The organism is Paracoccus sp. KKT209 (assembly GCF_055635455.1).
In genome coordinates, this window is record NZ_CM145758.1 from 2,903,565 (window position 1) to 2,915,517 (window position 11,953).

The 11,953-nt window shown below is 69.8% G+C and carries 12 protein-coding genes; 3 read left to right on the forward strand and 9 right to left on the reverse strand.

From position 1 onward, the window contains the following. Positions 1-11: 11 nt before the first annotated feature. From ACZ2G3_RS14390 to rsfS, 4 genes are all read right to left on the reverse strand, one after another. The gene (locus ACZ2G3_RS14390) at positions 12-1,196 is read right to left on the reverse strand and encodes a murein hydrolase activator EnvC family protein (RefSeq protein WP_470399154.1); all 1,185 of its coding nucleotides are present in this window, start codon (positions 1,194-1,196) and stop codon (positions 12-14) included. Next, complete coding sequence (gene gpmI / locus ACZ2G3_RS14395) at positions 1,196-2,710, reverse strand: 2,3-bisphosphoglycerate-independent phosphoglycerate mutase (RefSeq protein WP_470396701.1); 1,515 nt, start codon at positions 2,708-2,710, stop codon at positions 1,196-1,198. The genes ACZ2G3_RS14390 and gpmI overlap by 1 nt, the downstream gene beginning before the upstream one ends. 70 nt (positions 2,711-2,780) lie before the next feature. Then, on the reverse strand, positions 2,781-3,248 hold the full coding sequence (gene rlmH / locus ACZ2G3_RS14400) for a 23S rRNA (pseudouridine(1915)-N(3))-methyltransferase RlmH (protein ID WP_470396702.1): 468 nt from the start codon (positions 3,246-3,248) through the stop codon (positions 2,781-2,783). Positions 3,249-3,261: 13 nt separating this feature from the next. Next, the gene (gene rsfS, locus ACZ2G3_RS14405) at positions 3,262-3,612 is read right to left on the reverse strand and encodes a ribosome silencing factor (RefSeq protein WP_111299664.1); all 351 of its coding nucleotides are present in this window, start codon (positions 3,610-3,612) and stop codon (positions 3,262-3,264) included. A 420-nt stretch (positions 3,613-4,032) separates the two neighbouring features. Here rsfS and leuC point away from each other — a divergent pair, with 420 nt between their 5' ends. Next, positions 4,033-5,466 (forward strand): 3-isopropylmalate dehydratase large subunit, encoded by a 1,434-nt coding sequence (gene leuC, locus ACZ2G3_RS14410; protein WP_470396703.1) that lies wholly within the window; start codon positions 4,033-4,035, stop codon positions 5,464-5,466. Between the two features lie 44 nt (positions 5,467-5,510). On the opposite strand, the gene ACZ2G3_RS14415 is transcribed toward leuC, so the two are convergent. After that, complete coding sequence (locus ACZ2G3_RS14415) at positions 5,511-6,095, reverse strand: hypothetical protein (RefSeq protein WP_470396704.1); 585 nt, start codon at positions 6,093-6,095, stop codon at positions 5,511-5,513. A gap of 75 nt (positions 6,096-6,170) precedes the next feature. Here ACZ2G3_RS14415 and leuD point away from each other — a divergent pair, with 75 nt between their 5' ends. Further along, on the forward strand, positions 6,171-6,776 hold the full coding sequence (leuD, locus tag ACZ2G3_RS14420; protein WP_470396705.1) for a 3-isopropylmalate dehydratase small subunit: 606 nt from the start codon (positions 6,171-6,173) through the stop codon (positions 6,774-6,776). Further along, on the forward strand, positions 6,767-7,780 hold the full coding sequence (locus ACZ2G3_RS14425) for an endonuclease/exonuclease/phosphatase family protein (protein WP_470396706.1): 1,014 nt from the start codon (positions 6,767-6,769) through the stop codon (positions 7,778-7,780). Before leuD ends, ACZ2G3_RS14425 begins: the two co-directional genes overlap by 10 nt. On the opposite strand, the gene ACZ2G3_RS14430 is transcribed toward ACZ2G3_RS14425, so the two are convergent. From ACZ2G3_RS14430 to bioB, 4 genes are all read right to left on the reverse strand, one after another. Further along, the gene (locus ACZ2G3_RS14430) at positions 7,766-9,001 is read right to left on the reverse strand and encodes an adenosylmethionine--8-amino-7-oxononanoate transaminase (RefSeq protein ID WP_470396707.1); all 1,236 of its coding nucleotides are present in this window, start codon (positions 8,999-9,001) and stop codon (positions 7,766-7,768) included. The two genes, ACZ2G3_RS14425 and ACZ2G3_RS14430, sit on opposite strands and share 15 nt — an antisense overlap. After that, positions 8,998-9,714: an ATP-dependent dethiobiotin synthetase BioD gene (gene bioD / locus ACZ2G3_RS14435; RefSeq protein ID WP_470396708.1), complete on the reverse strand. Its 717-nt coding sequence runs from the start codon at positions 9,712-9,714 to the stop codon at positions 8,998-9,000. Before bioD ends, ACZ2G3_RS14430 begins: the two co-directional genes overlap by 4 nt. Further along, positions 9,699-10,832, reverse strand: coding sequence for an 8-amino-7-oxononanoate synthase (locus ACZ2G3_RS14440; protein ID WP_470396709.1), 1,134 nt, complete (start codon positions 10,830-10,832; stop codon positions 9,699-9,701). Before ACZ2G3_RS14440 ends, bioD begins: the two co-directional genes overlap by 16 nt. 65 nt (positions 10,833-10,897) lie before the next feature. After that, the gene (gene bioB / locus ACZ2G3_RS14445; protein WP_470396710.1) at positions 10,898-11,935 is read right to left on the reverse strand and encodes a biotin synthase BioB; all 1,038 of its coding nucleotides are present in this window, start codon (positions 11,933-11,935) and stop codon (positions 10,898-10,900) included. Positions 11,936-11,953 lie beyond the last annotated feature (18 nt).

Consider the following 11,953-nt stretch of genomic DNA (forward strand, 5'->3'; position numbering starts at 1 on the left):
CCTTTCCTGCCTCAGTCCTGTTGCGGCTCGACGATGGGATTCAGCACGAACCACTCTGCCGGGTCCAGCGTTTCATTGCCGCGGCGCAGCTCCAGATACAGCGTCTCGCTGCGTCCGGCCTGCCCGCCGCTGGTGGCATCGGCGACGAAGCGCGATCCGAATTCCTGGGCGGGGGCCTCGGCGCCCCCCATCAACCCTATGGGATCGCCCGCATTCAGCACGTCCCCGACCTCGCCAAAGACCTGCGCCAGCCCGGCGAAGATCATAAGATAGCCGCGCGACGGCTCGGTGATCATCACATTGCCGTAATCCAGGAAGGGCCCGCGATAGCGGATCGTCGCAGGCCAGGGCGTCTGCACCAGGGCGGCGGGCGCCGTGGCGATGACCCAGCCGGGCCGGCTGACGCCCGCGGCATCCGGTTCGTCATAGGGCCGCAGGATCGATCCGATCACCGGCAGGCGCAGGCTGCCCTGCGCGCCTTCGAAATCCTCCATCGGCGCGCCGACATCCTTTTCCATCTTGGCGATGCCGGTGGCGAAATCCGACAGGCTCTGGGCCGCGTCGCGCAGCGCCTGCAATTCGGCCGGGTCCTCGGCAAAGCGCACCGGCATCGAACTGCGGTCGGTCACCGCGCTGGACAGCAGCCGCCGTGCCTCCTGCACCGAATCAAGCCCGCTCCCCAGCATCGTAGCGGCGTTGGACTGCAGTTCGCGCACCGTGGCGATCTCGTCCAGGTCGGCCTGCAGCGCCTCGGCCTCGGCCCGCAGGCCGGGCGTGACCCCCGACAGCAGCATGCCCGACCGCGCATTGGCCAGCGCCCCCGCCGGATGCAGCAGCATGGTCGATTCGGGGCTCTGCTGCAGCGCGGTCATCGCGCCCAGCACGCGCGACAGCTGGCCCCGCTGCGCCTCAAAGCGGGCGCGCAACTCGGTTTCCCGCGCGCTGGCCTGGCGCAACCCCTCGCGCAGCGCAGCCAGGCCCAGCTCATAACCGCGGATCACCTCGGTCAGGGCCACCACCTGGTCGTCGGCGCTGACCGCCTCGGCCAGTTGGCCCATCGCGGCGCGCAGCAGGGCCGCGGCCTCCTCGGCCTCGGCCACGGCCTGGTTGGCGGGGCTGGTCGCGGGGTCCTGCGCACCGGCCGGCGCGGCCAGGGCGCCGCAGGCGGCCAGGGTCAGGGCAAGACGGCGCAGGATCATCGGACGATCAGGCTCTTGCCGGTCATCTCGGCCGGCGGCTCCAGCCCCATCAAATCGAGGACCGTGGGCGCCAGGTCGGCCAGCCGCCCGTCGCGCAGATGCGCCCCGGCCGGGCCGTTATAGACGATCACCGGCACCGGGTTGAGCGTATGGGCCGTGTGCGGGCCGCCGCTCTCGGGGTCGATCATCTGCTCGCAATTGCCGTGGTCGGCGCAGATGACGGCCGCGCCGCCCGCGGCGTCCAGCGCCTCCAGCATCCGGCCCAGGCCCCGGTCTACGGCCTCGCAGGCCCGCGCCGCCGCCGACAGGCTGCCGGTATGGCCCACCATGTCGGGGTTGGCATAGTTCACGACGATCATGTCGTAACCCGCGCCGATCGCCCCGACCAGCGCCTCGCTGACCTCCTCGGCGGCCATCTCGGGGGCCAGGTCATAGGTCGCGACCTTGGGGCTTTGTGGCATGTGGCGGTCCTCGCCCGGCTCGGGGGTTTCCTTGCCGCCGTTCAGGAAAAAGGTCACATGCGGATATTTCTCGGTCTCGGCTAGGCGGAACTGGCGCAGGCCCTTGGCGGCGACCCAGGCCCCCAGGGTGTTGACCACCTGCCGCTTGGGATAGGCGGCCTGCATGAAGCTGTCATGGCGGGTGCTGTAATCGACCATGCCCAGAAGCCCCGCCCAGTCTGGACGGTCGCCCACGTCAAAGGCGTCAAAGTCCGGATCGCCCAGGGCCGACAGGATCTCGCGCGCCCGGTCGGCACGAAAGTTCAGGCAGAACACCCCGTCCCCGTCCTGCGCGCCGTTATAGCCGTCGATCACGAAGGGCTGGATGAACTCGTCCGTCTCGCCCCGCGCATGCGCCGCCTGCACGGCCGCGCCCGCATCGGCCGCATCCTCGCCCTGCCCCAGCACGATCGCGCGCCAGGCGCGCTCGACCCGGTCCCAGCGGTTGTCGCGGTCCATCGCGTAATAGCGCCCGATCACGGTGCCGATCCGCGCGCCCGCCGGCAGCCCCGCCTGCAGCGTGGCCATGAAGCCGCCCGCGGATTGCGGCGCCACGTCGCGCCCGTCGGTGATCGCATGGATGACGACCGGCACTCCGGCCCCCGCCACGGCCCGCGCCGCCGCCAGCACATGCACCAGATGCCCGTGCACGCCCCCGTCCGAGATCACGCCTATCAGATGCGCCGTTCCGCCGCTGGCCTTCAGCCGCGCCACGAAATCCAGCAGCGCCGCATTCCGGGCAAAGCTGCCATCCTCGATCGCCAGGTCGATCTGGCCCAGGTCCATCGCCACGACCCGGCCCGCGCCGATATTGGTGTGGCCCACCTCGGAATTGCCCATCTGCCCGCGCGGCAGCCCCACATCCGGCCCATAGGTCATCAGCGAGGCATGCGGACAGTCGCGCATCAGCCGGTCGAAATGCGGCGTCGCCGCCTGGTCGGGGGCGCTTTGATCGGGGCGGTCGGAAGTGCCCCAGCCATCGAGAATGCACAGGACTACGGGTTTGGTCATCTCTGCCTCGCGTTTTCCCCCTCATACGCCCAGCGCGCGCCAGCGGCAACCGAAGCCCGGGGCCGCGCCCTCAGGCCCGGTGATAGGGCGACCCGGCCAAAATGGTCGCGGCACGATACAGCTGCTCGGCCAGCATCACCCGCACCAGAAGATGCGGCCAGACCATGCGGCCAAAGCTGATCTGCCAATCGGCCCGCGCCCGCAGGCCCGGGTCCAGCCCGTCCGCCCCGCCGATGACAAAGCAGACGTCGCGCGCCTCGTCGCGAAACCGCGCCAGCCGCGCCGCGAACTCGGGCGAGGTCGGCTGCTCGCCGCGCTCGTCCATCATCACCACCGCCGCGCCCGCCGGAATCGCGCGGGCCAGCAACTCGGCCTCGGCGGCCATGGTGCCGGCGCGCCGGTCCTCGACCTCGGATACGGAAACGGCCGGAAGCCCGAGGCTCCGGCCGGTCTTGGCGAAACGGTCAAGGTAATCCGCGACCAGGGCCGCCTCGGGCCCCTTCTTCAGCCGCCCGACGGCGGCGATGTCGATTCGCATGGCCGCGCGGGGCTCAGGGCTGGGGACGGACCTGCTCGCGCACGCGGGTCAGCGCGTCGGCGGGCATCCACATCTTTTCCAGCTGATAGAACTCGCGGACCTCGGGGCGGAAGACATGGACGATCACGTCCTCGGCATCGACCAGCACCCAGTCGCCGGCATCCTTGCCTTCGATGCGGGGGCTGCGGCCGGTCGCCTGCTTGACCCGGTCGGCCAGCTTTTCGGCGATCGCTCCCACCTGACGCGAGCTGCGGCCCGAGGCGATCACCATGTGATCGGCCATGGCCGAGCGACCGCGCAGGTCGATGGTGATGACCTCCTCGGCCTTGTCGTCATCTAGCGAAGTCAGGACAAGCGAAAGCATCTGGTCGCTGGACAGCGGCGCCTTCGCGGTGGTCGTGGCCGGCCCTTGGGCCGACGGGACGTCTTGTGACAGGGTTGTATCCTCCGGTCGGCGCGCCGATGGCCCCCGGCGCAGGGGTGTTCCCAACATAGCATCTTTTCGGCCCATCTCAATCTCTGGGCGGATTTTCCTTGGGGCTGCGCCCGCGCTTGTGAACGACACGGTTCACGCCCGCGCCCTGTCACGGGCCTTGCCACAACGCGGGTCCTGACCTAATCTGGCGCGATGATGCGTTATTTCGACATCCATGACCGCGCGCGCCTGCCGCAGCGCTTCTATGGCGAAACGCTCTGCGTGACCGCGCGGGGCTGATGGCTGGCGGGGTTTTCCCCGCCGCGTCTGCCTGCCTGCACCCTGCATCACAGCCGAAAGACCTCAGCCATGACCATTCCCGCAGCCACCGCGCCGCGCACGCTTTATGACAAGATCTGGGACGCCCATGTCGTCGACCGTCAGGACGACGGCACCTGCCTTCTCTATATCGACCGCCACCTGGTCCACGAGGTGACCAGCCCGCAGGCCTTCGAGGGCCTGCGCATGACCGGCCGCAAGGTCCGCGCCCCGGAACGCACCATCGCGGTGCCCGATCACAACGTGCCCACCACGCTGGACCGCCAGACCGGCATCGACAACGAGGAATCGCGCATCCAGGTCGATGCGCTGGACCGCAACGCCCGCGAATTCGGCGTGCATTACTATCCGGTGAACGACATCCGGCAGGGCATCGTCCATATCGTCGGCCCCGAACAGGGCTGGACCCTGCCCGGCATGACGGTGGTCTGCGGCGACAGCCACACCGCGACCCATGGTGCCTTCGGCGCGCTGGCCCACGGCATCGGCACCTCCGAGGTCGAGCATGTCCTGGCCACCCAGACCCTGATCCAGGGCAAGTCCCGGAACATGAAGGTGGAAATCACCGGCCGCCTGGCGCCGGGCGTCACCGCCAAGGATGTCGTGCTGCGCATCATCGCGGAAACCGGCACCGCCGGCGGCACCGGCCATGTGATCGAGTATTGCGGCGAGGCGATCCGCAACATGTCGATGGAAGGGCGCATGACCATCTGCAACATGGCGATCGAGGGCGGCGCCCGCGCCGGCCTGATCGCCCCGGACGAAACCACCTTCGCCTATGTCCAGGGCCGGCCCCATGCACCCAAGGGCGCCCAATGGGAGGCCGCCGTCGCTTGGTGGAAGACGCTCTTCAGCGATGACGGCGCGCATTTCGACAAGGTCCTGACCATCCGCGGAGAGGATATCGCCCCCACCGTCACCTGGGGCACCTCGCCCGAGGATGCGCTGCCCATCACCGCCGCCGTCCCCGCCCCCGACAGCTTTCCGGGCGGCAAGGCCGAGGCGGCGCGGCGGTCCCTGGACTACATGGGCCTGACCGCCGGCACGCCGCTGACCCAGATCGCCATCGACGCGGTCTTCATCGGCAGCTGCACCAACGGCCGGATCGAGGATCTGCGCGCCGCCGCCGAGGTGCTGCGCGGCCGCCGCTTGGCCGCGGGCGTGCGCGGCATGGTCGTTCCCGGCTCGGGCCTCGTGCGCGCGCAGGCCGAGGAAGAGGGGCTGGACGTCGTCTTCACCGACGCGGGCTTCGAGTGGCGCCTGGCGGGCTGTTCCATGTGCCTGGGCATGAACCCCGACCAGCTAAAACCCGGTGAACGCTGCGCGGCGACCAGCAACCGCAACTTTGAGGGGCGCCAGGGCTACAAGGGCCGCACCCACCTGATGAGCCCCGCCATGGCGGCCGCCGCAGGCGTCGCGGGCCATCTGGTCGACATCCGCGAATTCGCCCGCGAACCGGCCTGATCATGCGCCGGACGGTTCCGAACACGGCGGCTGCGGCGGGCCCTTCAGGCCAGCCGCCGCTGCCGCGTCCGGTGCCGCCGGCGCAGCAGCAGCAGCGCCGCGTTGACCGCGATCAGCACCAGACCCGCGTTCTCGAACAGGAAGTTGTTCGGCACGCCCAGGCTGCGGTCGCTGATCAGGAAGTCGAAATGGTGGATGCTGACCGCGCGCACCATGACAAAGCCCAAAAGCACCGTCAGCCCCAGCAGCGCCAGCAGGTTGCGCCGCAGGTTGCCGCGCAGCGCCTGCATCGCGCTGAACAGGCCCATCACCAGCAGCACCAGCAGCGCCCCGATGAACCCCGCCTGCACGAAACGGCGGTTCTCGTACCAGCCCTGCGACCAAGCCAGGCACCGGCCGACCTCCGTCAGCGCGGTCTGCAGGTCCAGCTGCTTGTTCAGGGCCAGAAAGCCCAGGATCAGCGTCAGCACCGCCCAGAAGGCCCGCCCGCGCCCGGCCCCCGTGCCGCGCCAGACCGCCGCCCCCAGCAGCGCCGTCACCAGATAGACGACCACGGTCACCCAACCGGTGACGTTCGGATCGCCGATCTCGGGCGCCCACCGTTCTGCCACGCAAGCCCACAGTCCCACGATCGCACCCCCTCCCGCAGCGGCTAAAGTCCAGACATTAGCGCGCCGCCCCGCAGACAGGAAGACAAAGGAACCATGGACAAATTCACCAGCCTGACCGGCATCGCGGCGCCCATGCCGCTGGTCAACATCGACACCGACATGATCATCCCCAAGCAGTTCCTGAAGACCATCAAGCGGTCCGGCCTGGGCGTGAACCTCTTCGACGAGATGCGCTATGACCGCGACGGCCATGAAATCCCCGATTTCGTCCTGAACCAGCCCGCCTATCGCGACGCGCAGATCCTGGTCGCGGGCGACAATTTCGGCTGCGGCTCCTCGCGCGAACATGCGCCTTGGGCGCTGCTGGACTTCGGCATCCGCTGCGTGATCTCGACCAGCTTCGCCGACATCTTCTTCAACAACTGCTTCAAGAACGGCATCCTGCCCGTCGTGCTGCCCCAGGAGGCCGTTGATGCGCTGATGGAGGACGCGCGGCGCGGCGCCAATGCCCGCATCACCGTCGATCTGGACAGCCAGACCGTCACCGCCTCGGACGGCACCAGCTTCGCCTTCGACGTGGACCCGTTCCGCAAGCACTGCCTGCTGAACGGGCTGGACGACATCGGGCTGACCATGGAAAAGGCCCCCGCCATCGACAGCTTTGAATCGCAGATGGCCCAGGCCCGGCCTTGGATCTGAGGGCGCTTGCCCTTCTGCTGGTGCTGGCGGGGCCGGTCGCGGCCCAGCCCCTGCGCCTGGCCACCTGGGATCCCGGCCTGACGCGCGACGGGCCGGGGCTGCTGATGCGCGACATCGCCGCCCATGACCCGCAGGTCATGGCCGCCGCCCGCGTCATCGCGGCCGCCCATCCCGACGCGATCCTGCTGACCGGCTTTGACTGGGACCTGGACGGGCGCGCCCTGACCGGCTTCGCCGATCTGCTGGCCGAACTGGGCCACCCGATGCCGCACCGCTTTGCCGGGCCCGGCAACCGCGGCCTGCAGACCGGCCGCGACCTCGACGGCGACGGGCAGGCCGGAGAGGCGCGCGACGCCCAGGCCTTTGGCGACTTCACCGGGCAAAAGGGCCTGGCCCTGCTGTCGCGCCTGCCGCTGGGAGAGGTGACCGACCACAGCGCAACGCTCTGGCGCGACCTGCCGGGCCACCGCATGCCCGACCTGGATCATGCCGACATCCGCCGCCTGTCGGGCAGCGCCCATTGGGACATCCCGCTGCAGACCCCGGACGGGCCGCTGCACCTGCTGGCCTTCGCCGCCACCCCCCCGGCCTTCGAGCCGCAAAACGTCGCCCGCAACCATGACGAGGCCGCCTTCTGGATGCAGCACCTGCCCCAGGCGCCCTTCGCCGTCATCGGCAACCTGAACCTGGACCCGGCGGATGGCGATGGCGATCCCGCCGCGCTGCGGGCGCTGCTGACGGTCACCCAGGACCCGCAGCCGCGCGGCGCCTTCCAGCCGCCGCAGACCGGCCCCAATGCGGGGCACAAGGGCGACCCGGCGCTGGACACGGTCGAATACGACCGCCCGCCCGGCAACCTGCGGCTGGATTACATCCTGCCCTCGCCGGACCTGCGCGTCACCGCCTCGGGCGTGTTCTGGCCGGCGCCCGACGATCCGCTGGCCAAGCCGGTGGCCGCGGCCTCGCATCGCAAGCTGGTCTGGGTCGATCTAGACCTGGAATGAGGCGATGGCCCCCCAGGCCAGGTCCAGGCCGGCCGCCGTCACCCCATAGGGCGGCAGCACATAGACGGTGTTCCCCAGCGGCCGCAGCAGCACCCCCTCCTGCATCGAATGGGCGCGCATCCGGGGGCCGACCTCGGCCAGATAGCCCCCTTCGGGCACGACCAGGTCGATGGCGGCGATGGTCCCGCACTGGCGCGGCGCGGCAAACCGGTCGTCGCCCGCCAGTGCCGCCAGCCGCGCCGCCTGCATCGCCGTCAGCGCCTCCAGCCGCGCCTGCATTGGGCTGGACTGCCACAGCCGCACCTGCGCCAGGGCCGCCGCGCAGGCGATCGGGTTCGCGGTATAGCTGCTGGAATGAAAGAAGGTCCGCCGCCGGTCGGTCGACCGATGCGCCTCAAAGATCCGCGCGCTGGCCAAGGTCGCGGCCAGTGGCACGACGCCCCCGGTCAGCCCCTTGGAGGTGCAGAGGATATCGGGCGCGACCCCCGCATGGTCGCAGGCCCAGAGCCGCCCCGTCCGGCCCCAGCCCGTCATCACCTCATCCGCGATCAGCAGCACGTCGTGCCGGTCGCAGATGGCGCGCAGCCCGGCCAGCACCTCGGGGCCGTACATCCGCATGCCGCCCGCGCCCAGGACCAGCGGCTCCAGGATCAGCGCGGCCATCTGCCCGCCGGCCGCCAGCGCCTCGAAGGCCGCCAGCGTCGCCGCGCCGTCACCTGTCGGAAAGGGCAGCCGGTCCACCGCGAACATCAGCGGGTCATAGGCGGCATTGAACACCCCCCGCTCGCCCACGCTCATCGTGCCGATCGTGTCGCCGTGATAGCTATCCTCGATCACCGCGATCCGGTGCCGCCCGTCGCCCTCGTGCCGCCAGTATCCCAGCGCCATCTTCAGCGCGACCTCGACCGCCGTGGAGCCGCTGTCGCTGAAGAACACATGCTCCAGCCCGGCGGGGGCCAGGTCCACCAGCGCCTCGGCCAGTTCCTCGGCCGGCTCATGGGTCAGGCCCGCAAAGATCACCTGGTCCAGGTGCCCGGCCGTGCGGCGGATCGCCTCGACGATCTCGGGCTGGTTGTGGCCATGCGTGACCACCCACCAGCTGCTGATCGCGTCCAGCAGCGGACCGCGATCGGTGTGGACAAAGGCCCCTTCGCTGCTCAGCGCACGCGGCGGCGCAGGCTCGGTCCCGTGCTGGAAAAAGGGATGCCAGACCGCGCTCATGCAAAATCCGCCGCATCAAAGTTCCGGGCCATCGCCTCGGCCAGCGTCGCGCGGTCCAGGTCCGGCAGGATCGGCAGCCGGCCCAGCACCCGCACCCGTCCCAGCTGCCCGATGGTCGCCATGTTGTCGTCGTTCGGCTCGCCCACAAAGGCCACGCCATGCACCGGCACCTCCCGCGCCCGCAGGCTTTCCAGCGCCGTCAGGCTGTGGCTGATCGTGCCCAGCCCGGTCGAGGCGACCAGCACGACCGGAATCTGCCAGCGCGCGAACAGATCGGCATAAAGCACCTGCCGCGTCACGGGGACCAGGACGCCCCCCGCCCCCTCGATCACCAGCGGATCGGCATCGGGCGGCGTCAGGGCATCCGTGCCGATGGTGACGCCCTCCAGCTCGGCCGCGCGATGCGGCGACAGCGGCTCGCGCAGCATCCATGTCTCGGGATGGCCGGCGGCGCCCGACAGGCGCGCGACCTCGGCCCGGTCGCTGCCGGGCTGCGCAACATCGGTTAACGATGCGGGCGTTGTCGGTGCACGTCCGGTGTACGCGCCGCGACTGCCCGGTGCCTCGCCTGTGCGGCCCGGATTGGGGACATTGCCCGCCAGCCCGGACTGCACCGGCTTCCAGTAGCTGGCCCCGATCAGCCCGCACAGACCGGCGGCAAAGACCGTCTTGCCGACATCCGTTCCCGTCCCCGTGATCACAAATTGGGCCATAGTTCCTCCAGCACCTCCGCCAGGCGGATCACCTCCGCCCGCGTGACATTCAGCGTCAGCGAGACCCGCAGCCGCGACGTCCCCTCCGGCACGGTCGGCGGGCGGATCCCCCGCACGTCAAAGCCCCGCGCCTGCACCTGCGCCGCCAGGCCCATCGTCTCGGCGTTGGGCCCCACGATCAGCGGCACGATCTGGCTACCGCTCAGCGGCACCTGCGGCAGGCGGGCCGCCATCTCGGCCCCGAAGGCCGCCACATGGCCCTGCAGCGCGTCGCGCCGCCACGGCTCGTCCTGCAGGATCGCCAGCGCCTCCCGCCCCACCGCCGCCATCAGGGGCGAGGGCGCGGTCGCGAAGATGAACGGACGGCAGCGGTTGATCATGAAGTCGATCAGGCACTTGGCCCCGCAGATCAGCGCCCCCGACCCGCCCAGCGCCTTGCCCAGCGTGTGCAGCGTCAGGACATTGTCCCGCCCCTCCAGGTGATGGGCCAGGCCGCGCCCCTGGGACCCATAGACCCCGGTCGCATGGGCCTCGTCGACCAGCAGGAACCCGTGCTGATCGGCCAGCGCCGCCAGCTCGTCCAGCGGCGCGACATCGCCGTCCATGCTGTAGAGGCTCTCGACCGCGATCCAGACCGCGCCGGTGTTCCCCGCCTCGCGCCAGCCCGTGATCACATCCTCCGCATGCCCCACGTCGCCGTGCCGAAAGGTCTTCACGTCCGCCCGCCCAGCCCGCGCCCCCTCATGCGTGCTGGCATGCGAAAGCGCATCCATCAGCAGCAGGTCGCCCCGCTGCGGCAGCGTCGTGATCACGGCAAAATTCGCCACATAGCCGCCGCCGAACCCCAAGGCCGCGCCGGCCCCGAAGAACCGCGCCGCCTCCTCCTCGAAAGCCTCCTGCTCGTCCGTGTTCCCGCGCAGCAGACGCGACCCCGCCGCCCCCACCGGAACACCCCGCGCCAAGGCATCGGCCGCAGCCGCGACCAGCCGCGGAGACTGCGCCAAGCCGATATAATCGTTTGAGGAAAAGTCCAGCCCCTGCCGCGGCGCAAGGCGCCTCAACCGGCTTTCGGCGGCCAGCCCGTCAAGGTTCTGCCGATAGTTTGCCAAACGGTCCAAGGCGAGCTGCACCCTCTTCTCTGTCGAAACCCTAGGGGGTCCGGAGGCGATATCCCCCGGCGCTCTCAGCGCAGGATCGGGATCGCCGGATCGTGCTGCACCCTCTCGACCGGAGGTTCGGGCATGTGCTCGTGCACCTGCATCGGCTGCAGTCCCAGCTTGGCGAACAGCCGCATGTCGGCCTCCTCCTCCGGGTTGTCCTTGGTCAGCAGCGTGTCGCCCACGAAGATCGAGTTGGCACCCGCAAAAAAGCACATGGCCTGCATCTCGTCCGACATGGCCGTGCGGCCGGCCGACAGGCGCACATGGCATTTCGGCATCATGATCCGGGCGGTCGCGATGGTGCGCACGAAATCGATCGGATCGACCGGCGCGGCATTTCCCAGCGGCGTGCCTTCGACCGGGATCAGCATGTTGATCGGCACGCTGTCGGGCGGCTCGGGCAGGTTGGCCAGCGTCACCAGCATGTCCACCCGGTCCTGCTGCCCCTCGCCCAAGCCCAGGATGCCGCCCGAACAGACCTTGATCCCGCTCTTGCGCACGTTTTCCAGCGTCTCCAGCCGGTCGGCAAAGCTGCGCGTCGTGATCACCTTGCCATAATGGGATTCCGAGGTGTCGATGTTGTGGTTGTAGTAATCCAGACCGGCCTCGGCCAGCTGCCGCGACTGCTGCGGGTCCAGCATCCCCAGGGTCATGCAGGTCTCCATGCCCAAGGCCTTCACGCCTTCGATCATGGCGATGATCTGCGGCATGTCGCGCTCCTTGGGGCTGCGCCAGGCGGCACCCATGCAGTAGCGGGTCGCCCCCGCATCGCGCGCACGCCGGGCTTCGGCCAGGACCCGCTGGACCTCCATCAGCTTGGAGGCCGAGAGGCCCGAGTCGTGGCGGGCCGACTGGCTGCAATAGGAACAGTCCTCCGGGCAGCCGCCGGTCTTGATCGACAGAAGGCGGCTCATCTGCACCCGGTTCGGGTCGAAATGGCGGCGATGGACGGTCTGGGCTTGGAACAGCAGGTCCATCAGCGGCTGGTCGAAGATGCGCCGCGCCTCGGCCGCGGTCCAGATCTCGCGGTGCTGGTCGGTGTTCGGATCGCTGTGCAGCATGGCTCCCCCTCGGCATGT

Coding starts and splice junctions, on each gene's coding strand:
- ACZ2G3_RS14430 (WP_470396707.1), bottom strand. CDS start 9,001: ATGAGCGCGGTCTGGCATCCCTTTTTCCAGCACGGGACCGAGCCTGCG.
- rsfS (WP_111299664.1), bottom strand. CDS start 3,612: ATGCTTTCGCTTGTCCTGACTTCGCTAGATGACGACAAGGCCGAGGAG.
- leuC (WP_470396703.1), top strand. CDS start 4,033: ATGACCATTCCCGCAGCCACCGCGCCGCGCACGCTTTATGACAAGATC.
- gpmI (WP_470396701.1), bottom strand. CDS start 2,710: ATGACCAAACCCGTAGTCCTGTGCATTCTCGATGGCTGGGGCACTTCC.
- bioD (WP_470396708.1), bottom strand. CDS start 9,714: ATGGCCCAATTTGTGATCACGGGGACGGGAACGGATGTCGGCAAGACG.
- bioB (WP_470396710.1), bottom strand. CDS start 11,935: ATGCTGCACAGCGATCCGAACACCGACCAGCACCGCGAGATCTGGACC.
- rlmH (WP_470396702.1), bottom strand. CDS start 3,248: ATGCGAATCGACATCGCCGCCGTCGGGCGGCTGAAGAAGGGGCCCGAG.
- leuD (WP_470396705.1), top strand. CDS start 6,171: ATGGACAAATTCACCAGCCTGACCGGCATCGCGGCGCCCATGCCGCTG.